We start from the raw sequence: 16,758 nt of genomic DNA, 5'->3' as shown, positions 1-16,758 counted from the left end.
CGGGCGGCGCCGCCCGCGCGCGGCCTGCCCGCGCACGGCCGAAGGCCGTCCCCGGGGCTGGCGGGGACGGCCTCCAACGGTCTCTAGCTGGACGGGTCAGCCGCGCAGGGTTGCCATGCCGGCGGCGCTGATCCTGGAGAATCGCAGTGACTGGCCGGGGTCGCCGTTACCGCCGGGGGCGTTGTCCTGCTCGTAGTTCGAGTTGTGGTACCCCTTGGCGCCGATGTTGCGGTAGAACCCCTCGTAGTTGATGTCGCTGCGGGGGTCGCCGAACGGGATCCACGAGTAGCCGTCGCCCACGCCGGGGGCCTGGCCGGTGGCGTCGCCGTCCTTGGCGTGGAACAGCGGGTACCGCTTGGTCTGCTTGGCGACCTGGGCCGTCGGGTCGAAGATGTCCTGGACGCGCTTGCCGTCCCAGTCGTAGCGCCAGCGGTGCTGGTGCTGCGCGACGTGGGCCCAGTAGACGTCCATCTCGATGACGACGAGGTCGGGGTTGGTGACATCGAGGTAGTGCTGCATGAGCCGCTTGCCCGATTCGCCGCGGACCTGGGTCGGTGCGATCGGCGCGCCGGTGATCCGGTCCTGGGTGACGGTGACCAGCGGGCCGTCCTGCAGGAAGTTGTACGCCGGCGAGTGGTTGTGGGTGTACATGTGGATGCCCCACTGCCCCACGCTGATCTCGTTGAGCGCCGACCACTTCTCGCCCGCGAGGGTCCACGGCTCGATGTTGCGGTTGTTGGCGCTCGTCGGGTCGTTGCCGGTGCCCATGTACGGCATGCCGAGGATCGCTGCGAACTCCAGCTCGGTCTGCAGCCGGTCGTAGTCCTGGGTGGTCATCGCGCCGCCGGCGCTGCCCGGGCCGTTCCAGGTGTTCGGGACGAACCCGTGGTTGCCGATCGCCTGCAGGCCGTAGGCGTCGAGGAAGCCGCGCAGGGTGCGGGCGTACGCCAGGTAGGCCGCCCGCGACTCCGCGGTGGTCGTGCCGCCCGGGGCCGGGTTGGGTGCGGCACCGCCCGGGTTCGCGGCGTTCTGGCCGTAGCCGGCGAACTCGATCTGCTTGAACCCGGCGTTGGCGAGGAACGCGAACAGCTCGAGCCAGCCGCCGGGCAGCGGCACCAGCGGCCCGAGGTCGGTCGGGTCCTTGGGGAAGTCGGGGCCGCCCAGGTAACCCATCGTCGGCGCCACGCCCAGCGCGGCGCTCGCGGCGATGCCGACGCGGGTCGGCACGTCACGCTGGCTGTAGGTGATGGTGCCGAGCTTGCCGTCGGGGATGAGCCGGCCGTTGGCCGCGCTCGCCGCCGTGGCGGAGAAGACGGAGGCCGGGCCGAGCGGGGTGAACGCGGCGGCCGCCGTGAGGCCGGCACCGGCCAGTAACCGGCGGCGGTTGATCTTTCCGGACATGTGTTGCTCCTTCTGCTGGTAGTGCCTGTGGTTCAGACCGGGGCGGGGTGTGGGCACTGCGGGGTGTCGCACCCCGCCCCGGCCGGGGTGGTGCTAGGGCGCGCTCACGCCCTGACCGCCGAACTCCACCCAGTTGAGGTTGAAGAAGTTGTTCGTCGGCCCGCCCGCGACGGGACGGAACACCAGGTAGATCCGGTGTGCCCCGCCGGGGTCAGTGATCGGGAAGGTCTGGCTGGCGTAGGTGGTCGCGTTCGCGGTGGGCGCGATCGTGACCGTGGTCAGGACCGGCCCGTCGACCGCGTCCAGGCGGACCTCGACGGATCCGGTTCCGGCCGCGCCGCTGCCACCGGACGTGCGGAACGTCAGCGAGTTGATGTTCTTGAGGTCGACCGTGCCGTTGAGGGCGATCCAGTCGCCGTTGCCGAGGCTGCCGCGTTGCAGCCCGCCGCCGGCGTCGGTGGTCGCCGCCGTGTTCGTGCCGGACTGGTCGACGGCGAACTCGAGCTCCTGCTTCTTCTGCCGGATGGTCGTCTGGTTGACCGTGGTCAGCGCCGGGATGCCGCCGGCACCGCCCAGGTCCGTGTACGAGGCGCTGATCACGCCGAACACGTTGCCGCCGTGCGAGACGTCCTCGGCGGACGTGGGCAGCGTCCCGGAGCAGCCGGTCGCGGTCGACTCGGCGTGGCCGTGGCTGTCGTGCCCGAGCACGAACGTCACCTCGACCCGGGAGCAGTCGATCGCACCGTCCTGCGGGTCGCTGACCGTGACGTTGAACGGGATCGAGTCGCCGAAGGCGAACAGTCCGCCCTCGATCGGCACGGTGACCTTGACCGTCGGTGAGGTGTTGCCGACGGTGATCGTCGTGTTGGCCGAGGCGGTCTTGCCGCTGGAGTCGGTGACGGTCAGCCGGGCCGTGTACACCCCGTTGGTGGTGTACGTGAACGTCGGGTCCGGGTCGACCGAGTCGGTCGTGCCGTTGCCGTCGAAGTCCCAGGCGAACTTGATGGAGTCGCCCGGGTCCGCGTCCTTCGAGCCTTCACTGGAGAACGCGACGGTCAGCGGCCCGACGCCGTCGGTCGGGGTGGCCGACAGCTTCGCGACCGGTGCCCGGGTGCCCTTGACGTAGCTGAACTTCACCAGCGCGGCGTCGGGGTTGATGTTGAAGAAGCCGTCGCCGTAGGTCAGCAGGTAGAAGCTGCCGTCCTTGCCCCACATCATGTCCATGGGGTTGTCGCACAGGAACGGCCGGGCGGGCGTGGCCGGCCCCGCGCCACAGCTGAGCAGGTCGTTGATCTTGAAGACCTGCCCGGACGAGTCCAGGCGGATCTCCCGCAGGTAGTCGCGGGTGAACTCGCCGAAGAAGATGGACTGGTCGTAGTACGCCGGGAACTTCGTCGGGTTGGGGTTGGCCGGGTCGTAGTCGTACTTGGCCGCGCCGTGCGGCCCGACGCCGCCGGTGCCGAGCTCCGGGAACAGCTGCGGGCACGTGCCGGGCGGGTTCTGCATGTAGTACGCCGCGCAGGGCGTGCCGAGCGGGTTGGCCGCGTTGTTGTCCTGGAACGAGTACCACATGTCCGGCTGCGCGATCGGCGGCGCGTACGTCAGGCCGGTGTTCCATCGTGACGTGTTGGCCGGGCCGTGGTCGGGGTTGTTGCACTCGAACGCCTGCGCCGGGTTGTCCAGCGGTGTCGAGGTGTTGAAGTTCCACCGGTAGTACGGCAGGGTCGGCGAGTAGCACAGCGGCCAGCCGTAGTTGGCCGGGCGCCGCACGATCTCCATCCGGCCGGTGCCCGCGGGCCCGCGGTTCACCTGCGGGGTCGAGGAGTCGGGCGAGTAGTCGGTGACGTAGGCGACGCCGGCCTTGTCCACGGTGATGCGGAACGGGTTGCGGAAGCCCATGGCGTAGATCTCGGGCCGGGTCTTGCCGCCGCCCTCCTCGTTGCCGGTGAACAGGTTGCCGGCCGGGATGGTGTACGAGCCGTCACCCTGGACCTTGATGCGCAGGACCTTGCCGCGCAGGTCGTTGGTGTTCATCGCCGAGCGCCGGGCGTCGACGAACGGGGCGTTGTACTGCCCGGTCGTGGTGAGCATGTCGTTGAACGGCGCGAAGCCACCGGAGTTGCCGCCACCCGCGGGGGTGTCGTCGCCGGTCACCATCCACAGGTTGTTGTCCTTGTCGAAGGTGATGTCGCCGGCGACGTGGCAGCAGGCACCGCGGTTGACCGGCACCTTCATGATCTTCTGCTCGGTCGCGACGTCGAGGGTCGGGGTGGGACCGTCGACGAACTTGAACCGCGACAGCTGGAAGTACCCCTTCCACGGATCCCAGACGCTGGGGTCGGTGCCGGTCGTCGGGGCGTTCGCGGTCGGCGTCGTCTGCGGGTACGGCGCTTCCATGGTCAGCGGCGAGTAGTACAGGTAGACCCAGTGGTTGTTGGCGAAGTCGTTGTCGACCGCCGGGCCGTACATGCCGTCCTCGCTGGCCATGTACACGGGGATCTGTGCCAGCAGGTGGGTGGTGTTGTTCGCCGGGTCGTGCAGGCGGACGCCGCCACGGCGGTCGGTCTGCACGACGCGGCCGTCGGGCAGCACGTCGAAGCCGATCGGCTCGCTGACGTTCGGCGGCGCGGCGACGTAGTCCATCTGGTAGTTCGCCAGCACGGTCGCACCGCAGTCGCCGTCGGTCTGGCCGGCCGCCCACTGGACCGCGCCGCCGAGGTGCGCGCGCAGGTCGGCCGTGGCGAAGCTCGCCGGCGTGTCGCCGAGCCCGGTGTAGAACGAGCGGCCGCCCTGGTAGTCCTTGCACCAGGTGATCGGGTGGTCGGACCCCATCGTGCCGCCGCTGTACGTGGTCTCGTCGACGGTCGCCAGCACGTGCGAGACGCCCCGCACGTTGGACGTGAAGTTGTACCACTGATCGGTGCGGTTCCAGCGCTCGGGCAGATTCGCCGATGCCGGGTGCACGCGGTCCGCCACCTTGATCGTGGCCTTGGTGACGCTTGACGATCCTGCCGCCCTGGTGCCGAGGACCTCGGTGAGGAACGGCCAGTCCGGCTCGGTCTCGATCGCCGAGTGGATGCCGACGAAGCCGCCGCCGTCACGGTAGTACGACTCGAACGCGGCCTGCTGGGTCGCGTCGAGCACGTCGCCGTACGTGTTGAGGAAGACGACCACCCGGAACTGCTTGAGGTGGGGTTCGTCGAACTTCCTGGCGTCGTCGGTCTCCTCGACGGTGAACCGGAGCTGCTTGCCCAGTTCCTTGAGCGCGTTGACGCCGGCCGAGGTCGACGCGTGTTTCGTGCCGACCGACTTGGTGAATGCCAGAACCTTGTACTGGATGCCGTTACTGGTCGGCTGGGGCGCGGCGACCGCCGGGGCGGACGCCGACACCGTCCCGACCAACACACTTGCAACGAGCGCGAGCAGGCTGCCGTACGCGGTGACACGACGGCTCTGAGCTCTGGTCATGGGGCCTCCTCCGCAGGGGTGCAGGACGAACGGACCGTCGAGGGCCGCGGCGCTGCGCCGCGAGCGGACGACGTCCGGTCGTGTGACGGGGGTGTGGTGCTGCGGCACGCCCGGAGGGAGGCGTACGAGGGTTACGTGGAACCGCCAAGGCATCGCCGAGCTGCGCGTCAGTGCTCGCCGGGATCCCGCTCAGCGGGGCGAGCGACTGGCTCGGTCAACCTGTTGCCGACACCGTATAACCCGACTCCAGCAAAAGAAAGGGCCCAACACGCAGAAGTTCGGTTTGACAAGACGTAACTTTTAGTTCTACTTACAAAAGTTTCCTCTCGTGGGCAGGGCTCGCCAAGGCATTCCCGTCGGCCTTGAGAATGCCCCTATCCGAAGGAGCGAAAGACAGGCGTTTCGCGTTACACGTAGCCCGCGACGATGGCGAAGATGTTGTGCCACATAGCAAAACGCCACCTAGCATTTACCCATGAGGCCGCGATCGGCACCGCGGCACGCGCTGCATTGAAGGCCTCGCACGGGAATCGTTCGGTGCACTTTTGTTCATTTGAACGAAAGTTGAATCATATGACATCGAAGCTCTGGACAGTCGGTACGGAAGGCTTCTACTGTGTCGGCCACGGGGCAGCATCGTTTCGACCATGTGAACGAGCCGGGGGTGGACTGCTTGTACCTCAGCTCTGACACCCACCGCACAGCCCAGGCAATGGGCTCGATCCGTGCATACCGCCCGCCGCCGCGGGCCCGAGCATCGTGACCGCCGAGCATCGCTGACCCACGACCGTCCCTTGAGGACGCGCCGCTGGGACCACCGTTGCCATCGACGCATGCGCAAGAACTGTCGCCGCACGCGGCGGCACAGGGAGAGCTCTCCGGCGACGCTGTCCAGAGGGTCCGGTTGTGGGTGCGCTCCACAGCCGGAGGCGGCGAAGCGGGAGTGGTTGGCCGGTGCGGCCGGGGGGACGGGACCCTTCCGGCCGCACCGGACACCGTCCGAACCCGTTTCCGTTCCTAGAACCGGAAGGAAAGCCATGCCCAGCCAACCTCCGACCACCAGAGCCCTGGCGTCACAACCGTTCAGCCGAGCGCGCAGACACCTCCGCCGGCACGTGTTACGCCGCCTGCTCGTTGCCGTGCCGGTGGCGTCCCTGGCCATCGGGTCGTTCGCCATCGCCGTCCCTGCATGGGCCGCACCGACGAGCACGCCGGCCACCCTCTCCCCCGCACCTCCCACCGGGACCAACAACTACTACCGGGGTCCGGTCACGCTGAACCTGTCCGCGACCGACGCGGTCAACGGTGTCCAACGCCTGGAGTACAGGCTCGGCAACGCGGCGCCGTTCCAGGCCGCGGTGTCCTCGACCGGCCCGTACCCCTCGACGTTGACCGGCTCGGTGCAGATCACCCAGCAGGGCACCACCACCGTCGGCTACCGCGCCGTCGGCGGCGACGGTTCGGCCGAGGCCGTCCGCACGATCACGGTCCGGATCGACACCGTCGCGCCGGTGGTCAGCTGGCCCGGCATCGTCGACGGGCACGTCGGCCACACCGCGACGCTGATCCCGACCCGGACCGATCCCGCACCCGGCTCCGGCGGCGTCTTCATCCACCGCATGTGGATCGACCAGACCGAAACGACCCCGCTGCCCGTCGCCACCTCCGCCCTCGCCACCGGGGCGCACACGATCAGCGTGCTGGCCAGCGACGCCGCCGGCAACGCGGCGCTGTTCGACCAGACGTTCGTGGTGACCACCTCGTTCGCCGACCTCGACACCCTCATCGGCGGCTTCGTCACCAGCGGCGCGATCAGCGCCGAGCACGCCGCCGCCCTGCGCGCCAAGTTGACGGAGGCGGCGAGCCTCGCGGAACAGGGCAACACCAACCAGGCGAAGCGGGCCCTCAACCAGTTCGTCGCCGCCGCGCAGGGCGGCCCGACCTCCGGCACGGTCCGGGACACGCTCGTCGGCGACGCCCGCTACCTGCAGGATCAGGTCACCGGGACACTCCCCGGCGATCCGCCGACCGGTATGACCGTCACGCCGGCCGCCGGGCCCAACCCGATCACACCGGCAGTCCCGCTCGCGGCCTCGACGAACTTCCCCGGCGCCACCTACCGGGTGCTGTACTTCTCGGCCACCAAGGGCTTCCGGCACGACCACATCGCCGACACCGCCCTGCTCGTCCAGCAGTGGGGTCAGCAGCACGGCTTCGACGTCGACATCTGGGACCCGAGGCTGGCCCCGGCGTCGCTGGCGAGCACGCCGTTCACCTCCGCCGCCGACCTCGCGAAGTACAAGACGATCATCTTCGGCTCCCCGGTGGACGGGACCAACCCCAACAGCGCACCGGCGGCCGACGCGCTCAACGCCGACGAGTTGGCCGCGTTCAAGGCGTACATCCAGGCCGGCGGTGGATACGTCGGGCTGCACGGCGCATCCGACGCGATCCACAACGTGCCGTGGTACCGCGACCTGGTCGGAGCCTGGTTCACCAACCACCCGGGCGGCCAGAACGGCGAGGGCACCTGCGGCAGCTGCATCAACGTGCGGGTCAACACCGAGGACTCCACGAACCCGGCCACCGCGCACCTGCCGAAGACCTGGCTCACCATCGACGAGCTGTACAACTTCGACCACAACCCGCGAGCCGAGGTGCACACGCTGCTGAGCCTTGACGAGTCCTCATACAGCCGCAGTCTCAACAGCGGCAACGCCGCGAACGCCCCGCTGGCACTCATGGGTGGCGACCACCCGATCGCGTGGTGCCAGAACTACGACGGTGGCCGCCAGTTCTCGCTCATCCTCGGCCACGATCGCGCGCAGTACTACCGCGAGTCATTCACCAGGATCCTGCTGGCCGGCATCAGCTGGACCGCCGGCCAGACCCAGGCGAACTGCTCGACCTTCCGGCAGACCCGCACGCTGATCACCACCAGCGCCGCGGCAGGCACGCTGGATCCGGAGTCCGCCGCGGCGGCCACCGCGCTCCTCGACGAGGCCCAGGCCGCCTACCTGCAGCAGGACCACAACGCCGCGACCAGGTCACTCAACAAGATCATCGCGCTGGCCGGCTCGCCCGCCACCGGCGCGGCCCGCGGCGAGCTCGACCGCCAGGCCCGCGAGCTGCGGGACTGGATGAAGTCCTTGAAGTAGCCCCGCGCCGACCACAGTGAACCGGAAGCCGGCTGGGTGTGCACCCCGCCGGCTTCCGGGACGGGCCGGTTCACTGCCCGGTGATGCGGCGAACCGACCCGTTCCAGGGGTTGTGTCGTCAGCTGTCAGCCCAGTGGTTGACCGGATGTCCGCAGGCCGACCTGTCGCCAACCGTTGCCGGACAGATGGCCCAGAGGCAGTTGAACGCGAGGCTCCGCAACCACAGCTCTGGCGCACCTCGAACCGGACTGGGCCGGGAAATCTCCGGCCTCGCGACAGCTTCCCGAACTCGGCGTCGCGATCGAAAGCCACGGTCGTGTCCAGGCAATGCCGCAGCGACCACGATGAACCTGCGAGGCGATCTGCCGTCACCAGCATTGCCGGATCAGGTGCTCGATACCACCGCCGAACCTCTCGGTCTTGCGGCTTCTCAGCTCCGCTGTGCTAACAGCTTCGCTTGCTCGGTCGTCTCGCAGGCAATTACGACGCTACACCCGAACTGACCGGCACCCGGGTGAACGCGTGGGTGACTCGGGCCTGCACGCGTAGGCCGTCGTGCCGGCCGGGGCGGACGCCTGGGTGCTCGTTCGACCTCTCCGGGGCCAAGGGCCCGGTGTGGTGCGGCGCGAAGGTGAGGTGCCGGGGCCGTGGCCCGCCGGGTGGTCAGCGGGCGAGCCCCGACTGGTAGGCGATCATCACCAACTGAGCGCGGTCGCGGACGCCGAGCTTGGCCAGCAGGCTGCTTACGTGCGTCTTCACGGTGGAGTAGCTGACGAACAGCTCGCCTGCGATCTCCACATTGGACAGTCCGCGTGCCACCGCGGCGAGCACGTCGGTCTCCCGTTGCGTCAGCCCCGGCAGCGGGCCTTCGCCTGGCCACTGCCCGGCCCGCGCCGCGTCCAGACGGGCGAACCGGTCGATGAGCCGGCGGGTGACCGACGGTGCCAGCAGCGCGTCGCCCTTGGCCACCACGTGCACGGCGCTCGCGAGGTCGCGTGGCGCGATGTCTTTGAGCAGGAAGCCGCTCGCCCCGGCGCGCAGCGCCTCGTACACGTGCTCGTCCGTGTCGAAGGTGGTCAGCACCAGCACGCGCACCTCGGTCGTGTCCGGGCCGGCGGTCAGGTGCCGGGTCGCCTCGAGGCCGCCCATGTCCGGCATCCGGATGTCCATCAGCACCACGTCGGGGTGCAGCCGCCGGCACAGCGCGAGCGCCTCCACGCCGTCGGCAGCCTCGCCCACCACCTCGATGTCGTCGTAGGAGTCGAGGATCATCGCGAAGCCGCTGCGGACCAGCGCCTGGTCGTCGGCGACCACGACACGCACGGGCCGGGTCACGGCTGCACCTGCGTCCCGAGCGGCAGCAGCGCCCAGACGCGGAAGCCGCCGCCGTGGACCCGGCCGCTGTCGAGTTCGCCCCGGTACATCGCCACCCGCTCCCGCATGCCGATGAGGCCGTGGCCGCGCACGGCCGGGCCGCCGTCGGCGTCCGCGGCGGGCTGTGCCGGGCCGGCGCCGTCGTCGGTCACCTCGATCTCCACGGCCTGTGCGGTGCAGGTGAGCCGGACCTCGGCGCGGGTGGCCCGCGCGTGTTTGAGGCAGTTCGTGAGGGCCTCCTGCACGATCCGGTAGGCCGCCAGCTCCACCCCGGCCGGCAGCGGGGCGTCGCCCCCTGCCACGGTCAACGTGACCGGCAGGCCGGCCCGCTCGACCCGCTCGACCAACCGCGGCAGTTGGACCAGGCCGGGTGCGGGCTCCGCGTCGACGCCGTCGCCGGCCGGGTCACCTTCGCGCAGCACCGCCAGCATGCGGCGCATCTCGGCCAGCGAACTGCGGCCGGTCTCCATGATCGCCGTGACCGCCGCGCGGGCCTGCGCGGGCCGGCTGTCCATGAGGTGCTCGGCGACGCCTGCCTGGACCACCATCACGCTCAACGCGTGGCCGATCACGTCGTGCAGCTCGCTGGTGATGCGCAGGCGCTCCTCCGCGGTCGCCCGCGCCGCCCGGTCCCGCTCCGCCTGCGCCTGGAACTGCGCGCGGGCGATGTCCTCGGCGTGGCGTTCGCGTCGCTGACGGCTGCCGGTGCCGAGGATCCAGCCACCGACCAGGATCGCGCCGTTGACCGCGATGCCCTCGGCGCTCAGGTCGCTCGGTTGCAGCGCGGTCGTCGCCGCGAGCCCGGCGAGCAGCACGAGCACAGCCCAGCGGGCGTTGCGGCGGGTGTCCCACGCGACGACCGTGTAGAACGCGACCTCGACCCCCAGGGTGCTGGCCCCGACGGAGTGCTGCAGTGCCATCAGCGCGAGCAGGCCCGGCCAGCAGGCGATGAGGGTGGCGAGCGGGTAGGCCCGGCGCAGCGCCACCGGCACGATCGCCGCCGCCGTCAGGATCAGCGACACGACGTCCGGTGACCGGTTGGCGGGCACCGCGTCGTAGGCGGTGGCGTGCACGAGCAGCGCCGCGGTGAGCAGGACCGCGGTCAGCAGCAGGTCCCAGGCTCGGTACGCCCTGGTGGTCATCGACGGACTGTATGCCGCCCGCCCTGCCCCACACATCGGTCCCGGGACGGAGGCGGGTTCCGTCTCGGGGCCGACGCGGCTTCGAGGCTGCGGACCGAGGCGGGCGGCCGTCCGGCCGCGCGAGACTCGGCGGCATGACGAGCATCGACATCATCCAGCCCGCCGCCGACCCGTCCGCCGCCGTCGAGCGGCACGCGAACCCGGCCGTGCGGTTCGTGCGCCGCCGGCCACTGCTCACCTTCTTCGTGTTGTCGTGTGCCCTCGCGTGGTGGCCGGCGCCGTTGTACGCCCACGGCTGGCTGCCGTCGGCCCAGACCGGCATCGGGCCGTTCCTCGCCGCGCTGGTCGTGCTGGCCGTGACCCAGGGCCGCCCGGGTGTGCGCCGGCTCCTGGCCGGCATGCTGCACTGGCGGGTGCCGGTGCGGGCATACGCCGCCGCGGTCGGCGTACCGCTGCTGGTGAGCGGGGCGGCGATCGGGTTGACCCTCGCGACCGGCGCGGCCGACCCCGGCGCGGCGGCCCTGACCGCGTGGACCGGCATCCCCGTGACGGCGCTGCTCCTGCTGATCGTCCCGGGGATCGGCGGCGCCTGGGAGGAGCCGGGGTTCCGCGGGTACGCGCTGGCGCCGCTCGAGCGGCGCTTCGGCGGTCTGGGCGGTCCGCTCGTGCTCGGCGTGCTGTGGACCGGATGGCACCTGCCGTCGTTCGTCACCGGCGACATCTTGTGGCCGGACGTGCTGGTGATCCTCGCCGCCAGCGTCGTGCTCGCGTCGGTGTTCCACCTCGGCCGCGACAGCGTGCTCATCGCGATGCTGTTCCACGCGACGAACAACGCGGTCGGCGGCAGCTACGCCAGTCAGCTGTTCCACGGCGCCGACAAGACCCGGCTCAACGTCATCACCGCGGCCGGCTGGATCGCCGTCGCCGTCGCCGTCGAGCTGACCCGGCGGCGCCGGGCCGGCCGGGTCGCGGGTGCGGGTGCGCCGGCCGCGCACCAGTGAGTCACCCGCTCGATGCGCAGCTGCGAGCGCGCCGCGCAGACCACAGTGCCCGGCGGTCTGCGCGGCGGTGCACCCCCGGTAGGGGCCGGCGCAGGTGATACAAGCCGGGCGGCGTGGCGCCGCCGCTGGCCGATCGGCAGGCCGGGCCGGGCGAGAGCCAGGCGGCTACGGCAACACCGATCGTCCGCCGTTGGTGCCGCAGTCAGTCGGATGCGCGGCGAACCGCGTCGCGGACCCGGTCGATCACCGCCAGCGGCGGGCCGGCGAGCAGGTTCGCCTTCGCCGTCTCCGTGCCCGCATGGGGCCGGGTCGGCGCGGCGGCCTCCGCGGCCCGCAGCACGCCGGCGAGTGTGCGCAGCCGGTCGGCGGGCACGCTTGCGCGCAGGTGCGGGAACTCGTACCGCTCCTCGTGCCGGGCATGCACCAGGACCGCGTCACGCAGCACCAGGAGGCCCGCGTCGAACCCTTCGGCGTCCACGCCGCCGTCGACGAGCGCCGTCAGCATCTCCTTCGCCTGCCGCTCCTCCAGGAGGCGGTCCTCCACCATCGCGTCGCCGCCCGCGGCGGCCAGCCCCCGCGACAGCGGATGGACGACCTCCTCCTCGGCGGTCTCGTGGGCGGCGAGCAGGCGCACCAGGTCATCGAAGGCGTCCCGGCGTGCGTCGCTGGTGCTGCCGGCGACCAGCACGAACTGCTCCTCGATCTGCGCGTGCTGGGTCAGCAGCACGTCGATGAGGTCGTCGTTGTCAGGCACGGCGAGCCCCTTCCTTCGCCCGCAGCGACTCGACGGGGTGGGGTCCTTCCGTCTCGATGCGGTACTCGTCGCCGTACATGCCACGGTGCTGTTCGATGACCTCCTCGCTCGGCGGCTGCTGACCTTCGTGCAGCTGCTGCTGCATCCACTCGAACCGCTCGTGCGCCTCGGTGACGTAACCCTCGCCGAGCTTGGTCAGGTCCATCTGGGTGGCGAGCAGGTGCCGCAGGTACCGTTTGTTCGGCTCGAACAGCAACGGCTCCGGCACCCCGGCGGAGCCGACGACCTGCTCAGGCTCCCGACCGTCGTGCTGACGCAGCAGTTCAGCAGCCTGTTGCAGGTGGGCGAGCTCCATCTGCAGGTGCAGCTCCCACACGGCTCTCACCCGCGGGTCGCTCTCCTGCTCCATGAACGAGTAGTAGAGCCAGCATTCGTTGTACTCGTGGGTCAGCAGCCGCTCCCACCAGTTCTCGCCGGGATCGAGCAGCGACTCGTAATGGGTCACGTGCTCCTGCTCGATCATGCTGATCTCCTGGTACAGCTGCCGAGCGATCGGCTCCATGTACTGCGGGCCAACGTTCATGTAATAGATCATCACCTGCTGCTCGGCGGACAAGATCGTCAGCGCGTTGAGCTTCGAGCGCGGGTCGACGACGTTCTTGTCGTACGGGGTGCGCACCTCGTCGAACGGGTGCCGGTGCTCCAGGACGGTCGGACGGCCCGGCATGACCTCCGTCAGCCCGTCGACGATCTTCTCCGCCTTGCGGCGCTCAAGCATCTCGTACAGGTTCGCGTAGCGGTACAGGTGGTCGAAGTCCTCCAGGACGCCGAACTCGTAGGCCTGCCGGAGGTACGGGTCGGGCTCGTGGCGGGCGACCCACGCGGTCAGGTCGACGGCCACCTGTTCGTAGCCGAGGGTAGTCTCCAGGACGCTGGCCACGCCTGGCAGCATCCAGTTGACCACCCGCTGCTGCTGGCTCTCCACGTACCTGGTGTACGCCAGCTGCCGCCTGACCTCCTGGTCCGGGCAGACACGGGCGAACTGGTGCGAGAACATGATCGACTCGACCTCGATGCCGTTCATCGTGATGATGCGGCAGCGGGTGTAGGGGTCGACGGCCTCCGGGTCGATCGGTTGCACGTTGAGCTCCCGCCAGCTGCGCAGCTGCTGCTGCAACGGGATCCCCTGGTGTTCGAGTGGGTTGAACATGCCTGCTCCTCACGTGGTACTTCGGCAACGAGGCGCGCCAATACCCGCAGGTCCGGCGGGCAAACACAGGTCGCTGACCGATGGGCACCGAGAGTGACCGAGCCCGCGGCGGCGCCGAGGCAGAAATCCGGTCCGCGCATGCATCGACGGGCATGCGCCGGGTAGGGACCGACCGGCAACGACGGTTCACCCACCTGGAGGACGGCATGAGCAACGACCGGCAACAGGCCGGGACCCTCGCGGACAGGCACGGCGCCGCGCGGCGGTACACCGGACAGGGCAAGCGGCCGTGAAGCGCGGACTGCTGATCGTCACCGCCGTGACCGCCGCGGCAGGGGCGGGAGTCGCGGCGGCCGCCCGGCGGCGGGGCGGCGCCGGCACCGTGCGCCCGATGGTCACCCGCGGCCGCTCGGACGCGGACCGCTGGCACAGCGTCACGATCAACCGCACGCCGGAACAGCTGGGTCCGAAGCCAGCCCCGCTGGACGAGCTGGACTTCCCCGTGCAGATCCGGGTGCGTCCGGCGCCCGGCGGCCGGGGCACCGAGGTCGCGGTGCGGGCCGAGCCAGGTGCGGACCGGGACATGATCCGGCACCTGCGGCGGGCGCTGCGGGAGGCACGCTCGCTCGCCGAGGTCGGTGAGGTGCTGTTGCCCGACGCGCCGGCGACGACGCACCCGACGGTGACCGGGGCGCCGCTGACGTACGCGACCCGGCACGGGCATGAGGAGGGCCGGCTGTGAGGGCGCTGTGCTGGGAGGGCGTGAACAAGGTCGCGGTCGAGGAGGTACCCGATCCGGTGCTGCGCAACAGCGGCGACGCGATCGTGCGGGTCCGCCGTACCGTGACATGCGGCTCGGATCTGCACCTGCTGGGCGGGTACATCCCGTTCATGCGGCAGGGTGACGTGTTGGGGCACGAGTTCATCGGGGACGTCGTGGAGGTCGGCGCGGAGGTCCGCAGGCACCGGCCGGGCGACCGGGTGGTCGTGTCGTCGTTCATCTCGTGCGGGCGCTGCTGGCACTGCGAGCGTGAGGAGTTCTCGCTGTGCGACAACGGCAACACCAACCCCGTGATCACCGAACGTCTGTGGGGCGCGGCGCCCGGCGGCTGCTTCGGCTACTCCCACGCGATGGGCGGCTTCGCCGGCAGCCATGCCGAATACGTACGGGTGCCGTTCGCCGACGTGGGCGCGTTCACGGTGCCGGACGGCGTCTCCGACGAGCGGGCCTTGTTCGCCTCCGACTCCGCGGCCACCGGCTGGATGGGCGCGCACCTCGGCGGCGTGCAGCCGGGCGACGTGGTGGCCGTCTGGGGTGCCGGCGCGGTCGGGCAGATGGCGGCGCGCGCCGCGATGCTGCTCGGCGCGCATCAGGTGATCAGCATCGACCGCTACGACTACCGGCTGGAGATGACGCGGCGGCACGTCGGCGCGGAGACGCTGCACTACGAGCGCACCGACATCGGCGCGGAGCTGCTGGAACGCACGGGCGGGCGGGGTCCCGACGTCTGCATCGAGGCGGTCGGCATGGAGGCGCACACGTCGGGCCCGCAACACGCCTACGACATGGTCAAGCAACAGCTGCGGCTGGAGTCCGACCGGCCGGCCGCGGTCCGGGCGGCGATCTACAACTGCCGCAAGGGTGGCAGCGTCTTCGTGTTGGGCGTGTTCGCAGGTGTGGTGGACAAGTTCCCGCTCGGCGCGGTCATGAACAAGGGTCTGACGTTGCGCGCGGCCCAGATGCACGGCCAGCGGTACATCCCGATGCTGCTGGACCGGATGGCCCGCGGTGAGCTCACCACGGAACACCTGGCCACCCACACCATGAGCCTGGAGCAGGGACAGGACGGTTACGACATCTTCAAGAACAAGGTCGACGGCTGCGTCCGAACCGTCTTCACGCCATGAGGAACCAGGTGTCCGGTGCCCTGCTCGGTGTCGGTGTGGCGGCGTTCGTGGACGAGACCGTGTTCCACCAGCTGCTGCACTGGCACCACTTCTACGATCGGTCCACGCCGGCCGCCGGTCTCGTCTCCGACGGGATCTTCCACGCGTTCGGCCGGTTCGCCACCGTCGCGGGTTGTTCCTGTTCGCCGACCTGCGCCGGCGGCAGGCCGTCGATCCGGCCCGCTGGCGGGCCGGTCTGCTGCTCGGCGCCGGGGCCTTCCAGCTGTACGACGCACCGTGCAGCACAAGCTCATGCGACTGCACCAGATCCGCTACGTGGCCGACGTCGCCCGGTACGACTGGACCTGGAACGTGATCGCGGTAGTGATGCTGCTCGCCGGGGCGACGCTCTGATCCGCGAACGGCGACGGCAGGGTGCATGAGCACGGCGGCGCCGCGGTCGTCTCCGCGGTCGGCCTGCTGCTGCTCGCGGGCCTGTGCGGCTACCCGGCCCTGCAGCTGCTGCCCAGGCGGCGGCCGTGGCCGGTGTGGCGGACGCTGAGCTGGTCCGCCGGGCTGCTGCGGGCCGTGCCGGCGCGGCACGCGCGGCGGGTGTCGCGGGTGCTGCGTTCGTCACCGGCCCGGCTCGCCGGGCACCCGGTGACGGCGCTGGTCCTCAACGCCGGTGGGCTGTGGCTGCTGTACGCGACCCCGCTGTACGCCCGCGTCGGCGGGCACCCGCTGGTGCACGCGCACGTGTTCCTCGCCGGCTGCCTGCTCACCTTCGCGCTGGTCGGCCCGGACCCGGCGCCGCACCGCGCCGCCTGGGAAACCCGCGCGGTCGTGCTGGTCGCGTTCCTGGCCGCGCACGGCGTGCTGGCGAAGTTCCTCTACGCCCACCCACCGCTCGGCGTGCCGGTCGGCGAGGCGAGGTCCGGTGCACAGCTGATGTACTACGCCGGTGACGCGGTCGACATCGTGCTGCTCGTCATGCTGTTCCTGCCGGTGTACCGGCGGCGCCGACGTGTTTTCCGCCACATCCGGCGGGTAGCCACGGAACATGGCTACCGACACGAACCATGACGTCATACTGGCCGGCGGCCCGCGCGACGGACTGCTCGTGCGCTCCGCCGGTGCCGCCGTCGTCGAACTCGAGATCGACGGCTTCATCCACAAGTACGTGCTGACCAACCAGCGGCAGCAGCGCGGCGGGACCTCGTACTCCGTGTTCAACTACGACGGCCAGATCGACCCGACCGGTGCGATGCCCGGCGCGGAGACGCCGGACGGCGGTCAGCACGACCCGATCGACGTCGACCGAGAATGACGCCCTGACCCGCCGCGCCGGTCGGGACCCAGACCG

Annotated in this window: 14 protein-coding genes and 1 pseudogene; 9 read left to right on the top strand and 6 right to left on the bottom strand. The window is 70.5% G+C overall.

Features of this window, described 5'->3' with window-relative positions; genetic code table 11:
• Positions 1-96 precede the first annotated feature (96 nt).
• Together AB0K00_RS19730 and AB0K00_RS19725 are read right to left on the bottom strand one after the other, a co-directional pair.
• On the bottom strand, positions 97-1,401 hold the full coding sequence (locus AB0K00_RS19730) for a hypothetical protein (protein ID WP_363522628.1): 1,305 nt from the start codon (positions 1,399-1,401) through the stop codon (positions 97-99).
• A gap of 93 nt (positions 1,402-1,494) precedes the next feature.
• On the bottom strand, positions 1,495-4,869 hold the full coding sequence (locus AB0K00_RS19725) for a ThuA domain-containing protein (RefSeq protein WP_363522627.1): 3,375 nt from the start codon (positions 4,867-4,869) through the stop codon (positions 1,495-1,497).
• A 1,115-nt stretch (positions 4,870-5,984) separates the two neighbouring features.
• Between AB0K00_RS19725 and AB0K00_RS19720 the strand changes: the two genes are divergently transcribed.
• The gene (locus tag AB0K00_RS19720) at positions 5,985-8,027 is read left to right on the top strand and encodes a ThuA domain-containing protein (RefSeq protein ID WP_363522626.1); all 2,043 of its coding nucleotides are present in this window, start codon (positions 5,985-5,987) and stop codon (positions 8,025-8,027) included.
• A gap of 663 nt (positions 8,028-8,690) precedes the next feature.
• Here the strand turns inward: AB0K00_RS19720 and AB0K00_RS19715 are convergent.
• A complete protein-coding gene (locus AB0K00_RS19715) occupies positions 8,691-9,362 on the bottom strand; it encodes a response regulator transcription factor (protein WP_363522624.1) in 672 nt (223 codons plus the stop codon).
• Positions 9,359-10,543 carry a sensor histidine kinase gene (locus AB0K00_RS19710; RefSeq protein ID WP_363522622.1) on the bottom strand — a complete coding sequence of 395 codons (1,185 nt, stop codon included), beginning with the start codon at positions 10,541-10,543 and terminating at the stop codon, positions 9,359-9,361. The genes AB0K00_RS19715 and AB0K00_RS19710 overlap by 4 nt, the downstream gene beginning before the upstream one ends.
• 134 nt (positions 10,544-10,677) lie before the next feature.
• Between AB0K00_RS19710 and AB0K00_RS19705 the strand changes: the two genes are divergently transcribed.
• The gene (locus AB0K00_RS19705) at positions 10,678-11,544 is read left to right on the top strand and encodes a type II CAAX endopeptidase family protein (RefSeq protein WP_363522620.1); all 867 of its coding nucleotides are present in this window, start codon (positions 10,678-10,680) and stop codon (positions 11,542-11,544) included.
• A gap of 202 nt (positions 11,545-11,746) precedes the next feature.
• On the opposite strand, the gene AB0K00_RS19700 is transcribed toward AB0K00_RS19705, so the two are convergent.
• Together AB0K00_RS19700 and AB0K00_RS19695 are read right to left on the bottom strand one after the other, a co-directional pair.
• Complete coding sequence (locus tag AB0K00_RS19700) at positions 11,747-12,298, bottom strand: hemerythrin domain-containing protein (protein ID WP_363522619.1); 552 nt, start codon at positions 12,296-12,298, stop codon at positions 11,747-11,749.
• The gene (locus tag AB0K00_RS19695; protein WP_363522618.1) at positions 12,291-13,508 is read right to left on the bottom strand and encodes a hypothetical protein; all 1,218 of its coding nucleotides are present in this window, start codon (positions 13,506-13,508) and stop codon (positions 12,291-12,293) included. Before AB0K00_RS19695 ends, AB0K00_RS19700 begins: the two co-directional genes overlap by 8 nt.
• Positions 13,509-13,660: 152 nt before the next feature.
• On the opposite strand from AB0K00_RS19695, the gene AB0K00_RS19690 reads away from it, so the two are divergent.
• The 7 genes and pseudogenes from AB0K00_RS19690 (at position 13,661) to AB0K00_RS19660 (ending at position 16,722) form a co-directional block, all read left to right on the top strand.
• Positions 13,661-13,801 (top strand): hypothetical protein, encoded by a 141-nt coding sequence (locus AB0K00_RS19690; RefSeq protein WP_363522616.1) that lies wholly within the window; start codon positions 13,661-13,663, stop codon positions 13,799-13,801.
• Positions 13,798-14,250, top strand: a complete 453-nt coding sequence (locus tag AB0K00_RS19685) for a hypothetical protein (RefSeq protein WP_363522614.1) — start codon at positions 13,798-13,800, stop codon at positions 14,248-14,250. The genes AB0K00_RS19690 and AB0K00_RS19685 overlap by 4 nt, the downstream gene beginning before the upstream one ends.
• A complete protein-coding gene (locus tag AB0K00_RS19680; RefSeq protein WP_363522612.1) occupies positions 14,247-15,416 on the top strand; it encodes a zinc-dependent alcohol dehydrogenase in 1,170 nt (389 codons plus the stop codon). Before AB0K00_RS19685 ends, AB0K00_RS19680 begins: the two co-directional genes overlap by 4 nt.
• Positions 15,413-15,535, top strand: a pseudogene (locus AB0K00_RS19675) (DUF2243 domain-containing protein); the annotation flags it as partial. The gene AB0K00_RS19680 and the pseudogene AB0K00_RS19675, both read left to right, overlap by 4 nt.
• A gap of 157 nt (positions 15,536-15,692) precedes the next feature.
• Complete coding sequence (locus tag AB0K00_RS19670; protein ID WP_363522611.1) at positions 15,693-15,809, top strand: DUF2243 domain-containing protein; 117 nt, start codon at positions 15,693-15,695, stop codon at positions 15,807-15,809.
• 21 nt (positions 15,810-15,830) lie between these two features.
• Positions 15,831-16,478, top strand: coding sequence for a cytochrome c oxidase assembly protein (locus AB0K00_RS19665; RefSeq protein ID WP_363522609.1), 648 nt, complete (start codon positions 15,831-15,833; stop codon positions 16,476-16,478).
• Positions 16,456-16,722: a hypothetical protein gene (locus AB0K00_RS19660; protein WP_363522607.1), complete on the top strand. Its 267-nt coding sequence runs from the start codon at positions 16,456-16,458 to the stop codon at positions 16,720-16,722. Before AB0K00_RS19665 ends, AB0K00_RS19660 begins: the two co-directional genes overlap by 23 nt.
• Positions 16,723-16,758 lie beyond the last annotated feature (36 nt).

Source organism: Dactylosporangium sp. NPDC049525, from assembly GCF_040676755.1.
Taxonomy (GTDB): domain Bacteria; phylum Actinomycetota; class Actinomycetes; order Mycobacteriales; family Micromonosporaceae; genus Dactylosporangium.
Note: the sequence above shows the minus strand (reverse complement) of the source record. Positions and strands in the feature narration are given on the sequence as shown.

Coding starts and splice junctions, on each gene's coding strand:
- AB0K00_RS19710 (WP_363522622.1), bottom strand. CDS start 10,543: ATGACCACCAGGGCGTACCGAGCCTGGGACCTGCTGCTGACCGCGGTC.
- AB0K00_RS19730 (WP_363522628.1), bottom strand. CDS start 1,401: ATGTCCGGAAAGATCAACCGCCGCCGGTTACTGGCCGGTGCCGGCCTC.
- AB0K00_RS19725 (WP_363522627.1), bottom strand. CDS start 4,869: ATGACCAGAGCTCAGAGCCGTCGTGTCACCGCGTACGGCAGCCTGCTC.
- AB0K00_RS19660 (WP_363522607.1), top strand. CDS start 16,456: ATGGCTACCGACACGAACCATGACGTCATACTGGCCGGCGGCCCGCGC.
- AB0K00_RS19705 (WP_363522620.1), top strand. CDS start 10,678: ATGACGAGCATCGACATCATCCAGCCCGCCGCCGACCCGTCCGCCGCC.
- AB0K00_RS19690 (WP_363522616.1), top strand. CDS start 13,661: ATGCGCCGGGTAGGGACCGACCGGCAACGACGGTTCACCCACCTGGAG.
- AB0K00_RS19695 (WP_363522618.1), bottom strand. CDS start 13,508: ATGTTCAACCCACTCGAACACCAGGGGATCCCGTTGCAGCAGCAGCTG.